The 16,923-nt window shown below is 68.5% G+C and carries 15 protein-coding genes; all 15 read left to right on the forward strand.

Annotated elements, in window-relative coordinates; all coding sequences use genetic code 11:
• On the forward strand, positions 1-700 hold a 700-nt coding region (gene rpsB, locus VGT06_08050; GenBank protein ID HEV8663073.1), incomplete at its 5' end, for a 30S ribosomal protein S2.
• A 22-nt stretch (positions 701-722) separates the two neighbouring features.
• Positions 723-1,334: a translation elongation factor Ts gene (tsf, locus tag VGT06_08055; protein ID HEV8663074.1), complete on the forward strand. Its 612-nt coding sequence runs from the start codon at positions 723-725 to the stop codon at positions 1,332-1,334.
• Between the two features lie 8 nt (positions 1,335-1,342).
• On the forward strand, positions 1,343-2,065 hold the full coding sequence (gene pyrH, locus VGT06_08060; protein HEV8663075.1) for a UMP kinase: 723 nt from the start codon (positions 1,343-1,345) through the stop codon (positions 2,063-2,065).
• Positions 2,066-2,239: 174 nt separating this feature from the next.
• Positions 2,240-2,797, forward strand: coding sequence for a ribosome recycling factor (frr, locus tag VGT06_08065; protein ID HEV8663076.1), 558 nt, complete (start codon positions 2,240-2,242; stop codon positions 2,795-2,797).
• A 144-nt stretch (positions 2,798-2,941) separates the two neighbouring features.
• Positions 2,942-3,745: a phosphatidate cytidylyltransferase gene (locus tag VGT06_08070; protein ID HEV8663077.1), complete on the forward strand. Its 804-nt coding sequence runs from the start codon at positions 2,942-2,944 to the stop codon at positions 3,743-3,745.
• Entirely contained in the window at positions 3,736-5,301 is a 1,566-nt protein-coding gene (lnt, locus tag VGT06_08075) for an apolipoprotein N-acyltransferase (protein ID HEV8663078.1), read from the forward strand. The genes VGT06_08070 and lnt overlap by 10 nt, the downstream gene beginning before the upstream one ends.
• Positions 5,289-6,414, forward strand: a protein-coding gene (gene prfB, locus VGT06_08080; protein ID HEV8663079.1) for a peptide chain release factor 2 whose coding sequence is annotated in 2 segments (ribosomal slippage) — positions 5,289-5,360 and positions 5,362-6,414 — 1,125 coding nt in all. Because the reading frame shifts where the segments join, the coding sequence is not laid out codon by codon here. The genes lnt and prfB overlap by 13 nt, the downstream gene beginning before the upstream one ends.
• A gap of 89 nt (positions 6,415-6,503) precedes the next feature.
• Complete coding sequence (gene lysS, locus VGT06_08085; GenBank protein HEV8663080.1) at positions 6,504-7,988, forward strand: lysine--tRNA ligase; 1,485 nt, start codon at positions 6,504-6,506, stop codon at positions 7,986-7,988.
• A gap of 3 nt (positions 7,989-7,991) precedes the next feature.
• Positions 7,992-9,266 (forward strand): lipoprotein-releasing ABC transporter permease subunit, encoded by a 1,275-nt coding sequence (locus VGT06_08090; GenBank protein ID HEV8663081.1) that lies wholly within the window; start codon positions 7,992-7,994, stop codon positions 9,264-9,266.
• Positions 9,259-9,957, forward strand: a complete 699-nt coding sequence (locus VGT06_08095) for an ABC transporter ATP-binding protein (protein ID HEV8663082.1) — start codon at positions 9,259-9,261, stop codon at positions 9,955-9,957. Before VGT06_08090 ends, VGT06_08095 begins: the two co-directional genes overlap by 8 nt.
• 89 nt (positions 9,958-10,046) lie before the next feature.
• Positions 10,047-12,479, forward strand: a complete 2,433-nt coding sequence (locus VGT06_08100; protein ID HEV8663083.1) for an ATP-dependent Clp protease ATP-binding subunit — start codon at positions 10,047-10,049, stop codon at positions 12,477-12,479.
• Positions 12,480-12,566: 87 nt separating this feature from the next.
• Positions 12,567-14,837 (forward strand): outer membrane protein assembly factor BamA, encoded by a 2,271-nt coding sequence (gene bamA / locus VGT06_08105; protein HEV8663084.1) that lies wholly within the window; start codon positions 12,567-12,569, stop codon positions 14,835-14,837.
• Positions 14,838-14,886: 49 nt separating this feature from the next.
• Positions 14,887-15,396, forward strand: coding sequence for an OmpH family outer membrane protein (locus VGT06_08110; protein HEV8663085.1), 510 nt, complete (start codon positions 14,887-14,889; stop codon positions 15,394-15,396).
• A 10-nt stretch (positions 15,397-15,406) separates the two neighbouring features.
• A complete protein-coding gene (gene lpxD / locus VGT06_08115; GenBank protein HEV8663086.1) occupies positions 15,407-16,450 on the forward strand; it encodes a UDP-3-O-(3-hydroxymyristoyl)glucosamine N-acyltransferase in 1,044 nt (347 codons plus the stop codon).
• A complete protein-coding gene (gene fabZ, locus VGT06_08120; GenBank protein HEV8663087.1) occupies positions 16,447-16,923 on the forward strand; it encodes a 3-hydroxyacyl-ACP dehydratase FabZ in 477 nt (158 codons plus the stop codon). The genes lpxD and fabZ overlap by 4 nt, the downstream gene beginning before the upstream one ends.

The raw sequence follows: 16,923 nt of genomic DNA on the forward strand, positions 1-16,923 counted from the left end.
CTTCGGGGAGCGCAACGGCATCTACATCATCGATCTGCAGAAGACCCTCAAGCAGTTCACGGAGGCCTACGAGTTCCTCCGGGAGCTGACCCTCAAGGGTGAGGCGGTCCTGTTCGTGGGGACCAAGAAGCAGGCGGCGGAGACGATCGAGCAGGAAGCGCAGCGCTGCGGTATGTTCTGGGTGAACCAGCGCTGGCTGGGCGGGACCCTCACGAACTTCGCCACCATCCGCAAGAGCGTGCAGCGCCTCAAGTACCTGGAGGACTTGGAGCAGAAGGGGACGCTGGAGCGCCTGACGAAGAAGGAAGGGCTGCGGCTCATGCGGGAGCGGGAGAAGCTCACCCACGCCCTCGTCGGCATCAAGGAGATGGACCGGCTCCCCGGGGCCATTTTCGTCATCGACACGAAGAAGGAGCGGATCGCGGTCCGGGAGGCGAACCGCCTGGGGATCCCGGTGGTGGCGGTGGTGGACACGAATTGCGATCCGGACGAGATCAGCTACCCGATCCCGGGCAACGACGATGCCATCCGGGCGATCCGGCTGCTGACGGCCCGGATGGCCGACGCGATCATCGAGGGCCGGGGGGTGGTGAGCGAAGGGGCCCTGACAGCGGAGATGCCGGTCACGACCGTGGGTGAGCCGGAGGCAGGCGCCCCGGCGGAGACGGAGGCGCCGGCCGAAGCGGCGGGCGGTGCCTAGGGATCGGGAGCGGGGAGTGCGAATGGAGATCAGCGCAGCGGCGGTGAAGGAACTGCGCGAGAGGACCGGCGCCGGCATCATGGACTGCAAGTGGGCGCTGGGGGAGGCGCAGGGGGACTTCGAGCGGGCGGTGGACCTCCTGCGGGAGAAGGGGATCGCGGCCGCAACCAAACGGAGCGGCCGGGCCGCCTCCGAGGGGCAGGTCGTTTCCTACATCCACGCCGGGGGGAAGATCGGCGTCCTCCTCGAGCTCAACTGCGAGACCGATTTCGTGGCCCGCACCCGGGAGTTCATCGGGCTCGGACACGACCTGGCCATGCACGTGGCCGCGATGGCCCCCCTCTACGTTCGACGGGAGGAGGTTCCGCCCGAGGTCCTGGAGCGGGAGAAGAAGGTCCTCCGGGCCCAGGCGGAGGGGAGCGGGAAGCCGCCCGCGGTGGTGGAGAAGATGGTCGGGGGCCGGCTGGAGAAGTTCTACCAGGAGGTCTGCCTCGAAGACCAAGCCTTCGTCAAGGACCCGGCGCGCACGGTGCGGGATCTGATCAAGAGCGTCGCCGGAACAGTGGGGGAGAACGTGGTCGTGCGTCGGTTCACTCGGTACCAGCTGGGCGAGACGGCCCGGACGGGGGGGTAGGGGCGGCGATGGATCGGACTCCAGCCTACCGGCGGATCCTGATCAAGATCAGCGGCGAGGCCCTGGCGGGCGATCTGGGCTACGGGATCAACCCCGAGGTGGTCCGGTTCATCGCCGAGGAGATCCGGGAGGTCCACGGTCTCGGCCTCGAGATCGCGGTGGTAATCGGCGGGGGGAACATCTTCCGGGGAGTGGCGGCCAGCGCACAGGGGATGGACCGCTCGTCCGCCGACTACATGGGGATGCTGGCCACGGTCATCAACGGTCTGGCCCTGCAGGATGCGATGGAGAAGCTGGGGATTGACACCCGGGTCCAGACCGCCATCGAGATGCGGGAGATCGCCGAACCGTTCATCCGGAGGAGAGCCCTCCGACATCTGGAGAAGGGGCGGGTGGTTCTCTTCGTGGGGGGAACCGGCAACCCGTACTTCTCGACCGATACGGCGGCCGCCCTCCGGGCGATGGAGGTAGGGGCCGAGGTGGTCTTCAAGGCGACCCGCGTGGACGGGGTGTACACGGCCGATCCGGAGAAGGATCCCACGGCGACCAAGTTCGAGGAACTCACCTACATCGACGTCCTGAGCAAGCAGTTGAAGGTGATGGACTCCACCGCCATCAGCCTCTGCATGGACAACCGCTTTCCCATCGTGGTCTTCAACCTGCTGGAGAAGGGCCGGTTGAAGGGGCTCGTGCTGGGGGAGAAGACGGGCACCATCGTGAAGAGCCGGTAGTGCCAGGCCAACTGACGTCGCCTCACGTCGTTCTCGGTCGTCGGCGGTCCTCAACGTACCAACGGCGTACGCCTCCGGCCGCCTCCTCCCTCGGGCCTCGTGATGCTCGTCATTTGGCCCGGCACGCCAGCCGCGTGTGGGTATAAGGCACAATTCGTTGGAGTCACATTAGCCGTGCTCAAGCAGGTCACGAGCCAGACCGAGCGAGACATGCGGAAGTCGGTGGAGACCGTGGCCCGCGAGTTCGGGGGGGTGCGGACCGGGCGGGCCTCGACGGCGCTCCTGGAGCCCATCCGCGTAGAGTACTACGGGACCCCCACCCCGCTGAGTCAGGTGGCAACGGTCGCCACCCCCGAGACCCGGCTCATCACCGTCCAGCCCTGGGACCCGTCCCTCGTCCCCGCCATCGAGAAGGCGATCCTGAAGTCTGGCCTGGGGGTCACCCCCACCAGCGACGGGAAGGTGATCCGGATCGCCATCCCTCCCCTGACGGAGGAGCGGCGGAAGGAGCTGGTCAAGGTGGTCCGGAAGCTGGCCGAGGACGGGCGGGTGGCGGTCCGCAACCTGCGCCGCGACGCCAACGACCGCCTCAAGGCCCTCGAGAAGGACAAGAAACTCTCCGCGGATGACCTCAGGAAGGGCCTGGAGCAGGTCCAGGACCTGACCAACAGGATCATCAAGGAGATCGACGACCTCCTGGCCAAGAAGGAGAAGGAGATCCTCGAGTTTTGACTCCTCCCCGGTCCGCCCCCCGCCTGCCGACCGTGGCCGCGGATTCCCGCCGCGGCTGACCCGCTCCGCCCGGAGCGGGTGCGCCCCTCGGAGCATCGCCGCGCGCCTGCCCCCCACCGGGGACCCTCCCCGGAGGAGGCCCCGATGCACCTGAAGCGGATCCTGAGCGCGGCCATCCTGCTCCCCCCCGTCCTGCTCATCATCTGGTACGGTCCCCCCCTGCTCCTGGCCGCGCTGGCGGCGACGGTGGGGGGGCTCACGGCATGGGAGTTCTACGGGCTCCTCGGCACCCGCTTCGGGCCGCTCCCGCGCCCGCTCGGGGTCCTGCTGGCGGCAGCGGTCGCGGCAGCGCCCGCCTTGCCCCTCGGAGCCGAGGGGGCGCTGCTGCTTCTGGGCTTCGCGGTGATCGCGGTCGCTACCAGCCTGCTCCTTGCGCCGGGGAGCGTGGAGCGCGGGCTCGGGCAGCTCGCGGCGGCCTTGTTGCCGGTCCTCTACGCAGGGGGGCTCCTGGGATTCGCCGCGGCCCTGCGGAGCCTTCCAGGAGGGCGGGAGCATCTCCTGTACCTCTTGGCCGTCACGTGGACAGCCGATACCGCTGCTTTTTACGGCGGGCTGGCGCTGGGGCGCACCCCCCTCTCCCCCCGGGTCAGCCCCCGGAAGACGGTGGAGGGAAGCCTGGCCGGATTCCTGGCCGGGGCAATCGTCTCGCCCTTGTTCCAGGCGGCGGTGGGGCGGCCGGCCGCCTGGTGGGGGGGGGCCCTGGTGGGCCTGCTCCTGGTCGGTGCGGGGCAGTTGGGGGATCTCGCGGAGTCCCTGTGCAAGCGGAGCGCCGGCGTCAAGGACACGGGAAGCCTGCTCCCGGGCCACGGGGGCTTCCTCGACCGTCTGGACAGCCTCCTGTTTGCGGCCCCGGTTCTCTACCTGGTGGTGCGGCTCCAGTGGCTGTAGACGTGGGAAGGGGGGAGGGGTCCTGGCGGCGGTGGGCGCTGGCCGTCTTGAGCGGGGTCCTTCTGGCCTCCGCCTTCCCTCCCCTGGACTGGTGGCCGGCCGCCTTCGTCGGGCTCCTCCCCCTCCTGCTGGCGGCAGTCGGGCAGCCCCCTTCCCGGGCGGCGTGGTTGGGCTTCGCCACCGGGGTGTCCTTTGCCCTGCTCAGCATTCCCTGGGTGGTGGTGACGATGGTCCGGTACGGGCAGATGCCGTGGTGGGGAGCGGCGGCCGTTCTGCTCGCCCTGGCCGCCTACCTGGCCTGCTATCCGGCGGGCTTCACGCTTCTCCTCGCCCGATTTCCGCTCCCGCCGGCTGGCTTTCCGGTCGGGGCCGCCGCGCTCTGGACGGCCCTGGAGTACCTGCGGACCTACGCCTTGAGCGGCTTCCCGTGGAACCTCCTGGGGTACTCCCAGCTGCCCAACCTGCCCCTCGCCCAGGTGGCTGCGGCGACCGGCGTGTACGGGGTCTCCTTCCTCCTGGCCCTCACCAGTGCGGCCCTGGCGGTGCCATTCGTGCCAGGGATCCCCGGGCGGCAGGCCTGGACGATCGTCGGGGTCGCGGCGCTCCTGATCGGGGCCAGTCACGGAGCGGGGGCGTGGGTGCTCCGAGGGAGCGAGGAGGCAGCCGCGTCCCTCCGCGTCGGGATTGTCCAGGGGAACATCGAGCAGGCGCTCAAATGGTCGCCGACCGCCCTGGACATGACCCTCGACACCTACGCCCACCTGAGCGCCCAGGCGGCCAAGGGCGGGGCGGACCTCATCGTGTGGCCGGAGACGGCAGCCCCCCTCCTCCTGCGCCACGACCCGGTTCGGCTCGCCCGGGTCCGCGCCCTGGCCGAATCCCTGGGGCGCCCCCTTCTCGTGGGGGCACCCGATCGCGCGCCGGGGGAGCCGATCCGCCTCCAGAACAGCGCGATGCTCCTCGGGCCCGACGGCCGGCTCGTGGCCAAGTATGATAAGATGCACCTCGTGCCGTTCGGCGAGTACGTCCCGCTCGAGTCGATCCTGTTCTTCGTGGACAAGCTCGCGACCGGCATCGGGGATTTCGTGCCCGGCAAGACCCGGACCCTCTTCCGGATCCCCGGGGCAACGTTCGCGGCCAGCATCTGTTTCGAGGTGATCTTCCCGGCCGAGGTGCGGGCAGCGGTCGCCGGGGGGGCGGAGCTCCTGGTGAACATCACCAATGATGCCTGGTTCGGGCGGAGCGCGGCCCCCGCGCAGCACCTGCGCATGGCCGCCTTCCGGGCCCTCGAGACGCGCCGGTACCTGGTCCGCTCCGCCAACACCGGGATCTCGGCGGTCGTGGACCCATACGGCCGGGTCCTGGCGGCGACGCCCCTCTTCGAGGAGGCGGTCCTGGTCCGGGAGGTGGCCCTCCGGCGGGACCGGACCCCGTACGTCCGCTTCGGGGACTGGTTCGCGGCCGCGGCCAGCCTCGGCGCGGTCGGCTGGGTCGTGAGCGCGTGGACCGCGGAGCGGCGGGCGGCCGGGCGGGAGCGGAGGGGATGGCAGAGCTAGAGATCCGGCGGAGAACGGACGCCCTGCGGGCCAAGCTCAGTGGCCTGCGGGGCTACCTTTGACCTGGCGGGCAAGCAGGCCCGTGCCCGGAGCATCCAGGAGCAGAGCCAGGCCCCCGACTTCTGGAAGGAGCCCGAGACGGCCCAGCGTCTGCTGAAGGAACTCCGGGAGCTGAACGACCAGATCGTCCTCTTCGAGGACCTGGAGCGGCGGCTGGAGGAGCAGGTCGGCCTGTACGAGCTGGCCCGGGCGGAAGGGGACGAGAGCCTCCTCCCGGAGATCGCCGCGGCGGTCGAGTCCCTGGAAGGGCAGGTGGCACGGCTCGAGCTGACGACCGTCCTGTCGGGGAAGCACGACCGCGGCAACGCGATCCTCTCCATCAACCCGGGGGCCGGGGGGACGGAGTCGCAGGACTGGGCCGAGATGCTCCTCCGCATGTACCTCCGCTGGGCGGAGGGGCGAAACTTCAAGACCGAGATCCTGGAGCTGCAGCCGGGGGAGGAGGCGGGGATCAAGGGCGTGACCGTGACGGTCGCCGGGCCCAACGCCTACGGGTATCTCAGGGCGGAGACCGGGGTCCACCGCCTCGTCCGGATCTCCCCCTTCGACGCGTCCCGCCGCCGGCACACCTCCTTTGCTTCGGTCTACGTCTACCCGGAGCTGGAGGAGGACATCCAGGTGGTGATTGACGAGGGGGACCTGCGGATCGAGACCTTCCGGTCGAGCGGGGCCGGCGGCCAGCACGTCAATGTCACCGACTCGGCGGTCCGCATCACCCACCTGCCGACCGGGATCGTGGTTTCGTGCCAGAACGAGCGCTCGCAGCACAAGAACAAGGCGATGGCGATGAAGGTGCTGCGGGCTCGTCTGTACGAGCGGGCCCGGCAGGAGCAGGAACAGGAGCTGGAGCGGCTCGGCGGGGAGAAGAAGGAGATTGCCTGGGGGAGCCAGATCCGCTCTTACGTCCTGGCCCCGTACCAGTTGGTGAAAGATCACCGGACCGGGGTGGAGACCGGGAACGTGGAGGCGGTTCTCGATGGGCGGATCGATCCCTTCATCGAGGCGTACCTGTTCCAGGCGCAGCGGAAGCCGGAGGCGACGTCCAAGAAGTGAGCGACGGCGAGGAGTCCGGTATTTTCGTTATTGATATTATAGTTGAAGAATAGATGTATATATTATTGTAAATACTGATATAATACACTATGGAAGACGAGCCAAACGAGCTGATCCGGGAGCGGCTGAGAAAGCTCGAGGACCTGCGGGCGCGCGGGGTGAACCCGTACGTTTCCCGGTTCCAGTCGCAGGATCGCGTGGGGGACCTGGTCGGCGGCCACGGCACCCAGCCCACCGAGGCCCTGGCTGCGGAAGAGATCCCGGTCCGGGTCGCCGGCCGCCTCATGGCCATCCGGGGGCACGGCAAGGTCACGTTCGCCCACCTCCGGGACGGCTCGGGCCAGATCCAGATCTACCTGAAACAGGATGCGGTGGGGCCGGCGCAGTACGAGCTCGCGGGTCGCCTCGACGTGGGGGACGTGGTCGGGGTGGAGGGCCACCTGTTCCGGACCCGGACCGGCGAGCTGACCATCTGGGTGAAAACCCTCACCCTGCTCACCAAGGCGCTACGCCCCCTTCCCGAGAAGTGGCACGGGCTCACCGACGTGGAGACCCGGTACCGGCAGCGGTACCTGGACCTCCTGGCCAACCCGGCTGTCCCGGAGCTCTTCGGCCGCCGCTCCCGGATCGTGGCGGCCCTTCGGGCCTTCCTCGACGCCCGGGGCTTCCTGGAGGTGGAAACTCCGATGATGCAGAGCATCGCGGGGGGGGCCACCGCCCGGCCGTTCCGCACGCACCACAACGCCCTCGGCATGGACCTCTTCCTCCGGGTCGCCCCCGAGCTGTACCTCAAGCGGCTCGTGGTGGGGGGGCTCGACCGGGTCTACGAGATCAACCGGAACTTCCGGAACGAGGGGACCTCCACCCAGCACAACCCCGAGTTCACCATGCTGGAGTTCTACCAGGCCTACGCCGATTACCACGACCTGATGGCCCTCACCGAGGAACTCCTGCGGACCGTGGCCCGGGAGGTTCTGGGCAGCCTGGAGTTCCCCTACCAGGGGCAGGCGATCTCCCTCAAGGCCCCGTGGCCCCGCCTGACCCTCCTGGAGGCCCTGGAGCGTCTGGGAGGGTGCAAGGCGGCCGACGTCGCGGATCCCGCCGGCGCCCGAGCCGCGGCGGAGCGGCTGGGGATCGCCCTCAAGCCCCAGTGGGGCTGGGGGAAGACCCTCGCGGAGCTGTTCGAGGCCACCGTGGAGCCGAAGCTCGTCCAGCCGACCTTCATCCTGGACTTCCCGGTCGAGATCTCGCCGCTCGCCAAGCAGAAGGAGGAGGACCCCCGGCTCGTCCAGCGGTTCGAGCTCTTCGTGGGCGGGCTCGAGGTGGCCAATGCCTACACGGAGCTGAACGATCCCGCGGAGCAACGGCGCCGGTTCGAGGAGCAGCTCCGGGCACGGGAGCGGGGGGACGAGGAGGCCCACGCCATGGACGAGGACTTCCTCCGGGCCCTGGAGTACGGGATGCCCCCGACGGCCGGCGAGGGCATCGGCGTGGATCGCCTGGTGATGCTCTTCACCGACTCCCCGTCCATCCGGGATGTGATCTTCTTCCCGCTGCTCCGCCCCGAGCGATAGGCCATGCCCTACGAGCTCTTCATCGGTCTCCGGTACCTGAAGTCCAGGCGGACCTCCGCCCTGGTCTCGTTCATCACCGTGATCTCCACCGCCGGCGTCGCCCTGGGCGTCCTGGCCCTCATCGTGGTGATCGCCGTCATGAGCGGCTTCGAGCGGGAGCTGCGGGACAAGATCCTGGGAACGAAGTCCCACGTCCTGGTTCTGAAGGCCGGAGACGGCCTCCTCGAGGATCCGGCCAGGGCCCTGGGAGCGGTCCGGAGCGTGCCGGGGGTTGCGGCGGCCTCTCCCTTCACGCTCCATCAGGTCATGCTCGTGTCGGCCCGGGGCGTCGCCGGGGCCGTCCTCCAGGGGATCGATTCGACCAGCAAGGGCGAGGTCGGGGATCTCGGCGAGTCCCTGCGCCAGGGGTCTCTGGCCGACCTGGCCCCGGCCCCCGCCGCCGGCGCCGAGGGGGCCCTCCTGGACGGCGTGCTGCTGGGGCGCTCCCTGGCCTTCACGCTGGGCGTGACCGTGGGAGATGTGGTCACGGTCCTCTCGCCTCTCGGGGGTGGGATCAGCCCCCTCGGGGTCTCGCCCCGCCTGAAGCGCTTCCGGGTGGCCGGGATCTTTGCGGTCGGGATGCACGAGTACGACAGCAGCCTGGCCTACATCGCGATCCCGGCGGCCCAGCAGTTCTTCCGCCTGGGGGGGGCGGTGACCGGCATCGAGGTGAGGCTCCACGATTTCTGGCAGGCGCCCGAGGTGGCGGAGGCGATCCAGGACCGCCTGGGTCCCCCCCACTACGCGCGGACCTGGATGCAGATGTACCAGTCCCTCTTCTCGGCGCTCCGCCTCGAGAAGATCACGATGTTCATCATCCTGGTGATGATCGTGGTGGTCGCCTCCTTCGGGATCGTCAGCACCCTGAGCATGGCCGTGGTGGACAAGCGGAAGGAGATCGCCATCCTGAAATCCATGGGGGCCACGGCGGGGAGCATCCTGAAGATCTTCCTCGTCAAGGGGCTGGTGATCGGGCTGGCTGGCACGGCGATGGGAGTCGTCGGGGGACTGGCCATCACCTTCAATCTGGACCCGATCGTGGCGTTCCTGGAGCGGCTGTTCGGGGTCCGGGCCTTCCCGGCCGAGGTCTACTTCCTGGACCGGCTCCCCCATCAGGTCAACCCGGGGGACCTGGTCGCCATCCTCCTCTCCAGCCTGGCGATCGCGTTTCTGGCCACCGTCTACCCGGCGCTGCAGGCCTCCCGGCTTGACCCGGTGGAGGCGATGCGGTATGAGTGAGCTTGTCCGTGCCCGCGACCTCCAGAAGCACTTCCACCGGGGCGGGGAGACCCTGCACATCCTGAAGGGGGTCTCCCTGACCGTCTCGGCCGGTGAGTTCGTGGCCGTGATTGGACCGTCCGGGGCCGGCAAGAGCACCCTGCTGCACCTTCTCGGGGCGCTCGACCGGCCGACGGGGGGGGAGCTCTACTACGGCGACCGGGCCCTCTGGACCTTGTCGGACGGGGAGTTGGCGGCCTTCCGGAACCGGACGGTCGGGTTCGTGTTCCAGTTTCACCACCTCCTGCCGGAGTTCACGGCTCTGGAGAACGCCATGATGCCGGCCCTGATTGCCGGCAGGCCTCGAGCGGAAGCGGTGGAAGCGGCACGGGGCTTGCTAGGTCAGGTAGGGCTGGGGGAGCGCCTCGAGCACCGGCCCGGTGAGCTGTCGGGGGGTGAGCAACAGCGGGTGGCGGTCGCCCGGGCCCTGGTGACCTCCCCTCGGATCGTGCTGGCGGACGAGCCGACGGGGAACCTCGATCGGAAGACGGGGGAGGAGGTGTTCGCCCTCCTCCGGCTGTTCAACCGGGAGCAGGGCATCGCCTTGGTCCTGGTCACCCACAACGAGGCGTTGTCCCGCCAGGCCGATCGGGTGCTCCGACTGGAGGACGGCCGTCTGGTGGCTCCCGGGGCGGGCGTAGAAATGGGCTAGCCCCGGGTCCGGGCTGGTGGTATACTGCTCACGGTGATCGCGAGAGCCTGGTTCCCGGGCTGTAGGCCACGAGGGGGAGAGGGGACCACATGTTCGAACGGTTCACGGAGCGGGCCCGTAAGGTCATCATCCTGGCGCGCGAGGAGGCCATTCGGCTCGGCCACAACTTCGTGGGCACCGAGCACCTGCTGCTCGGGTTGATCCGCGAGGGGGATGGTCTGGCAGTCGCCATCCTGAAGAAGCTGAACGTGAACCTTTCGGCCGTGAAGTCCGATGTCGAGAAGATCGTCTCAGTCGGCTCCGAGGTCGCCCCGGCCGGAGAGATCCCCTTCACCCCGCAGGCGAAGAAGGTTCTGGAGTACGCCATCTCCGAGGCTCGCTCCCTCGGGCACAACTACATCGGGACCGAGCACCTCCTCCTGGGGCTCATCCGGGAGGGAGAAGGGACCGCCTCGCTCGTCCTGCGGGATTTCGGGGTGACCGTCACCTCCGCCAAGGCCCAGGCCCAGGAGCTCCTGGGGGAGCAGGCGACGAAGGCGACCGCCTCCGCCCGCACCCCGGCCCTGGACGAGTTCGGCCTGGACCTGACCGCTCTGGCCCGCCAGGGGAAGCTCGACCCGGTCATCGGCCGGGAGTCGGAGATCGAGCGGGTCATTCAGATCCTCAGTCGCCGGACCAAGAACAACCCGGTCCTCATCGGGGAGGCGGGGGTGGGGAAGACCGCCATCGTGGAGGGCCTGGCGCAGCGGATCGTGGCCAGCAACGTCCCCGAGACCCTCCTCCGCAAGCGCGTGATCATGCTCGATCTGCCGGGGATGGTGGCCGGGACGAAGTACCGCGGCCAGTTCGAGGAGCGGCTGAAGGCGGTGATCAAGGAGATCCAGCAGGCCCAGAACGTCTCCCTCTTCATCGACGAGCTGCACACCCTGGTGGGGGCGGGAGCGGCCGAGGGGGCCATCGACGCCAGCAACATGCTGAAGCCGGCCCTGGCCCGGGGCGAGATCCAGTGCATCGGTGCCACCACGATGGACGAGTACCGGAAATACATCGAGAAGGACCGGGCGCTGGAGCGCCGCTTCCAGACCATCCTGGTGGGGCCGCCCAGCGTGGACGAGACCATCCGCATCCTCCGGGAGATCAAGGACCGGTACGAGGCCCACCACTCCGCCATCATCACCGACGAGGCGGTCCGGGCCGCCGCCCGCCTCTCGCAGCGGTACATCGCGGACCGGTTCCTGCCCGACAAGGCCATTGATGTCATCGACGAGGCGGGCTCCCGGGCCCGCCTGAAGAGCCTGATGCTTCCCCCGGAGCTGCGGGAGATGGAGAACGAGGTGGAGCGCCTCCGGGTCCAGAAGGAAGACGCCATCCGGACCCAGGCCTTCGAGGTGGCGGCCCGGCTCCGGGACGCGGAGCGGAAGATGCGGGCCGAGCTGGAGGACCGGAAGGCCAAGTGGAAGGAGCAGAAGGCGAAGGAGAAGATCGTCGTCAATGACGAGGATATCGCCTACATCGTCTCCAAGTGGACCGGGATCCCCCTGTACCAGATCGAGGAGGAGGAGTCCTCCAAGCTCCTCCGGATGGAGGCGGAGCTCCAGAAGCGGGTGGTGGGCCAGCTGGAGGCCATCCGGGCCGTGACCCGGGCGATCCGCCGCTCCCGGTCGGGGCTGAAGAACCCCAATCGGCCCGTCGGCTCTTTCATCTTCCTCGGCCCGACCGGGGTGGGGAAGACCGAGCTGGCGAAGGCGCTGGCCGAGTTTCTCTTCGGCACCGAGGAGGCCATCGTCCGGGTGGACATGTCGGAGTACATGGAGCGCTTCTCCGTCTCCCGGCTCATCGGGGCCCCCCCCGGCTACATCGGGTACGACGACAGCGGCCAGTTGACGGAGAAGGTGCGGCGGCGGCCGTTCTCGGTGGTGTTGCTGGATGAGATCGAGAAGGCCCACCCCGAGGTCTTCAACCTCCTGCTCCAGATTCTGGAGGACGGCCACCTGACCGATTCCTACGGCCGGAAGGTGGATTTCAAAAACTCCATCCTGATCATGACCTCGAACATCGGCGCCCGGCAGATCGGTCACCAGGCCCCCTTGGGATTCACCAAGGGCGGCGAAGAGCAGACCTACGAGCGGATGAAGGAGACGGTGCTGAGCGAGCTGAAGAAGGCCTTCAACCCCGAGCTGTTGAACCGGATCGATGAGGTCATCGTCTTCCACCCCCTCAGCAAGGACCACCTGAAGCAGATCGTGGATCTGATGCTCAACCGCCTCCAGAGCCAGCTGGAGGACAAGAAGCTCACCCTGACCGTGGCCGACAACGCCAAGGAGTTCCTCATCGAGAAGGGCTTCGACCCCACGTACGGTGCGCGGCCGCTCCGTCGGGCCATCCAGCGCCACGTGGAGGACCTTCTGGCGGAGGAGATGCTGAAGGGGAACTTCGCGGAGGGGAGCACCGTCCGGGTGCGGGCCGGCGAGGAGGGCCTCATCGTGGAGGAGGTGAACCTGCAGGAGCAGCAAGCCACATAAGCGGGCTCCCCGCCCCCGCCGCCTCCCAGCCCTTGCAAAAGGGCTGTTTTTTTGTCGCCGCCACTTCGTCTGGAGGAGGGACTCCCGGTGGGCCTGGTCCCGCGACCGGCTGCGCACCTCACCCTGGTCCTCGCCTGCCTCCTCCCCGCCTCTCTCCTCGCCCAGGAGGCCCCTCGCATCACCCAGATTGACGTCACCGGCCATCGCCTGGTGGAGGAGAGCGCCATTCGCCTCCGGCTGAAGACCCGGGTCGGCGATCCCTTCAGCGTGGACCGGGTCCGGGAGGACGTGGAAGCCCTCTTTAAAATGGGGTTCTTCGACAACGTGGAGGTGGACGCCACCCCCTTCGAGGGGGGGCTCCGCCTGACGTACCGGGTCATCGAGAAGCCCACGGTCCGCCAGGTCCGGATCGAGGGGAACGCGGAGATCAAGGAGGACGTGATCCGAGACAAGCTGGATTTGGCCCCCGGGACGGTGTTCAACCCGCAGGCGGTGGCCCGGAACGTCGACAAGGTACGGGCCTTCTACGAGGAGGAGGGGTACTACCAGGCGGAGGTGACGGGGAGCCATCAGGTGATCTCGGACCGGGAGGTGGACGTGGTCTTCCGGATCCGGGAGGGGGAGGTCTACCGCATCCGGGAGGTCCGGATCGAGGGAAACCAGGGGCTCAGCGACCGCCAGGTGAGGAAGGTGATGGCGACCCAGGCGCGGTTCCTCTGGTGGTTCCCGCCCGGCATCCTGAAGAAGACGGACCTGGCCCAGGACGTGGAGCGGATCAAGGCGCTCTACCTGGATCACGGCTATCTCCAGATCCGGCTGGAGGAGCCCCAGGTCCTGCGCGACGACGTGAGCCACCGCCTGGAAGTCCTCATCCGCCTGCAGGAGGGACCCCAGTACCAGGTGGGGAACGTAGGGGTGACGGGGGCCACCGTCTTTCCCCCGGAGGAGATCCTGAAGGGCCTCAGGATCGCCCAGGCAAAGGTCTTCAGCCGGGACCTCCTCCGGCAGGACATCGCCCGGCTGACCGAGCGCTACGGGGAGAAGGGCTACGTCTTCGTGGACATCGCCCCGCTGACGAAGACCGACGAGGAGCGAAAGACCATCGACCTGACGCTGGAGGTGAGCGAGGGCCGGCAGGCGGTCCTGGAGCGGATCGAGATCCGGGGGAACACCAAGACGCACGACAAGGTGATCCGCCGACAGCTGGAACTGGCGGAGGGGGACATCTTCAACGGCCGGGAGCTGCAGCGGGGGCGGCAGCGGTTGTTGGCCCTCAACTACTTCGAGGAGGTGCGGGTCAACACGGAGACGGGCAGCGCTCCCGAGAAGCTGGTCCTGAACCTGGATGTGAAGGAGAAGCCGACAGGCCGCGTCGGGTTCGGGGCGGGCTTCAGCACCGGTTCCGGGGTGGCCGGGCTCCTCTTCCTGAACGAGGACAACCTGTTCGGGCTCGGGCGGCGCCTCGGCATTAACCTCAGTGTGGGGACGCGCACCGAGCGCTACGAGCTCTTCTACGAGGACCCGGCCCTCTTCGACACGAACTACTCCCTGGGACTGAGTGTGTTCAAGGCCGAGCGGGACTTCACCGACTTCGACGAGGAGCGGACGGGGGGAAGCATCACGGTGGGCCGCCGCTTCCTCCGGTTCAACCGGGCCAGCCTCACCTACCGTCTGCAGGAGGTGACCATCAGCAACGTGGAACCGGCGGCCTCCACCTTCATCCAGCAGCAGGTGGGGACGAGCACCACCAGCAGCCTGACGCTCGGCCTGAGCCGGGACACCCGGGACAGCCCCCTGGATCCCACCCGGGGCTACCGGGTCCTGGCCACGGCGGAGGGGGCGGGCGGCCCCCTGAACTTCGATAACGACCTCTACAAGCTGGAGTTGGACGGGAGCATCTATCAGCTGCTGGTGGAGGACTGGAAGCTTGTGGGCATGCTCCGGGGGGCGATCGGCTACGTGGAGACCTTCGGGGACACCGCGACCGTCCCCATTCAGGAGCGTTACTTCCTGGGGGGCCCCTTCAGCTTGCGGGGGTTCGACTTTCGGGACGTGAGCCCGAAGGATCCGGTCACGGGGGACCGGATCGGCGGGAACAAGTTCCTGCTCGGAACCGCCGAGATCCAGTTCCCGATCCTGCAGGAAGCCATCAGCCTGAAGGGAGCGATCTTCTTCGACATCGGCAACGTGTACGCGGAGGGGGAACCCTACGAGCTCAGTTTCCGGACCGACGCCGGGGTGGGGATCCGGATGATCACCCCCCTCGGCCCCCTCCGGCTGGACTGGGGCTATAACCTGCAGCCCCGCGATGGGGAGGGGCGGAGTCAGATCCAGTTTACCGTGGGGAGAATTTTCTGAGGGGCGGAGGCCCGGGGGGCGGCGAATGGGAGCATGCGGGCGCGGACTGATGGCGGCGGGTCTCGTGGCGCTGGCGGCCCTGGGGGCCCCCGGGTCCGGGGCGGCGCAGGAGAACACTCTCAAGATCGGTTTCGTGGACGTCCAGAAGGTCCTGAACGAGTCCGCCAGGGGGAAGGAGGCCAAAGGGAGGCTGGAGAAGGAGCGGGACGCCAAGCAGCAGGAGATCCGGGGGAAGGAGGAGGAGATCAAGAAGCTGGAGGCGGACCTGCAGAAGCAAGGAGCGGTGTTGAGCGAGGCGGCCCGGAAGGAGCGGCAGGAGGCCATTAACCGGAGGGTCCGCGACCTGCGCCGCCTGTTCGAGGATTTTAATCGGGACCTGCAGAAGCGGGAGAACGAGCTCCTGAGCGAGATCCTCCGAGATATCCGGAAGTTGATCGTGGCCCACGGGAAGGAGCAGCACTACACGCTCATCCTGGAAGCGCAATCGGGCATCATCTATGCCAGCCAGGGGGCGGACCTGACCGACGAGGTCCTGGCGGCCTATAACCAGCAGAAGTGAGGGGCCTCTCATGCGGCTGGACGCCCTCGCCCGGGCCCTGGGGTGCACGCTGGAAGGGGACGCGAGTGCCGAGGTGAGCGGGGTGGCCCCCATCGAGGCCGCCGGCCCCCGGGACCTCACCTTCCTGCATCATCCGCGGTACCTGAAGCATCTCGCCACGACCCGGGCCGCCGCCGTGATCGTCCCCCCCGGGACCGGCCGGGCCCCGTGTGCCCTCCTCCGCCACGAGAACCCGTACCTCGCCTTCGCGGCCGCGTTGCGCCTCTTCTTCCCGGAGACACCCCGATGGGCCGGAGTCCACCCGCAGGCCGCCGTGGCGCCCACCGCCCGGCTCGCTCCGGACGTGGCCGTCGGGGCTTTCGCCGTCATCGAGGATGAGGCCGAGGTGGGGGGGGCGACTCAGATCGGTCCTCAGGTATACGTCGGCCGGGGCAGTCGCATCGGCCGGTCGTGTCTCCTGTACCCACAGGTGGTCATCCGGGAAGGGGTCACGGTGGGCGACCGGGTGATCATCCACAGCGGGACGGTCGTGGGGAGCGACGGCTTCGGCTACGCCCGGGATGCGCAGGGAAGGTCCCACAAGGTTCCGCAGGTCGGGCGGGTGATCATCGAAGATGACGTGGAGCTGGGGGCCAATGTCACGGTGGACCGGGCGACGCTGGGCGCCACGCGAATCGGACGGGGGACGAAGGTCGACAACCTGGTCCAGATCGCCCACAATGTGGTCATCGGAGAGCACTCGGTGATTGTGGCCCAGGTCGCGATCGCCGGGAGCACGGAGGTGGGGCGGCACGTCACCATTGCCGGCCAGGCGGGAATCGTCGGGCACGTGAAGATCGGGGACCGGAGCGTGATCGGCTCCCAGGCCGGGGTTGGGGAGGACCTGCCCGCGGGGGCCCTGGTCCTGGGGAGCCCGGCAGTCCCCCACATGACGGCGAAGCGGATCTGGGCCGCCTGGGCGAAGCTGCCGGAACTGCTCCGCCGCGTCCGGGATCTGGAGCGGCGGCTGGAAGGGGACCCGGACCGGATGGGTCAGGAGGAGCCACGGCGATGATGGATGTCACCGCAATCCAGAAGCTGATCCCGCACCGCCCCCCCTTCTTGTTGGTGGATCGGGTGCTGGAGATCACGCCGGGGCGCCGGATCGTCGGCGTGAAGAGCGTGACCATGAACGAGCCGTTCTTCGCCGGGCATTTCCCGGGGCACCCGATCATGCCCGGGGTCCTGATCGTGGAGGCCTTGGCGCAGCTCGGCGGCGTCCTGTGGATCAGCAGCCTGGGGGACCGGGGGGGAAAGCTCTTCTACTTCGCGGGAATCGACAAGTGCCGGTTCCGGCGACCGGTGCATCCCGGGGACCAGCTCCGCCTGGAAGTGGAATTCACGGGCTTGAAGAGCCGGACCTGTCGGGCCCGGGGGACCGCCTCCGTGAATGGGGAGGTCGCGGCAGAGGCGGAGCTGCTGTGCATGCTGGTGGATGTCGGGGAGGCACCGGCTCCCGAGGCAGCCACCCCGGCCCAGACGGAGTGA

It is taken from the genome of Candidatus Methylomirabilis sp., assembly GCA_036000645.1.
Lineage (GTDB): Bacteria > Methylomirabilota > Methylomirabilia > Methylomirabilales > JACPAU01 > JACPAU01.

Coding starts and splice junctions, on each gene's coding strand:
- VGT06_08110 (HEV8663085.1), top strand. CDS start 14,887: ATGGCGGCGGGTCTCGTGGCGCTGGCGGCCCTGGGGGCCCCCGGGTCC.
- lysS (HEV8663080.1), top strand. CDS start 6,504: ATGGAAGACGAGCCAAACGAGCTGATCCGGGAGCGGCTGAGAAAGCTC.
- lpxD (HEV8663086.1), top strand. CDS start 15,407: ATGCGGCTGGACGCCCTCGCCCGGGCCCTGGGGTGCACGCTGGAAGGG.
- VGT06_08090 (HEV8663081.1), top strand. CDS start 7,992: ATGCCCTACGAGCTCTTCATCGGTCTCCGGTACCTGAAGTCCAGGCGG.
- VGT06_08095 (HEV8663082.1), top strand. CDS start 9,259: ATGAGTGAGCTTGTCCGTGCCCGCGACCTCCAGAAGCACTTCCACCGG.
- pyrH (HEV8663075.1), top strand. CDS start 1,343: ATGGATCGGACTCCAGCCTACCGGCGGATCCTGATCAAGATCAGCGGC.
- VGT06_08070 (HEV8663077.1), top strand. CDS start 2,942: ATGCACCTGAAGCGGATCCTGAGCGCGGCCATCCTGCTCCCCCCCGTC.
- VGT06_08100 (HEV8663083.1), top strand. CDS start 10,047: ATGTTCGAACGGTTCACGGAGCGGGCCCGTAAGGTCATCATCCTGGCG.
- tsf (HEV8663074.1), top strand. CDS start 723: ATGGAGATCAGCGCAGCGGCGGTGAAGGAACTGCGCGAGAGGACCGGC.
- fabZ (HEV8663087.1), top strand. CDS start 16,447: ATGATGGATGTCACCGCAATCCAGAAGCTGATCCCGCACCGCCCCCCC.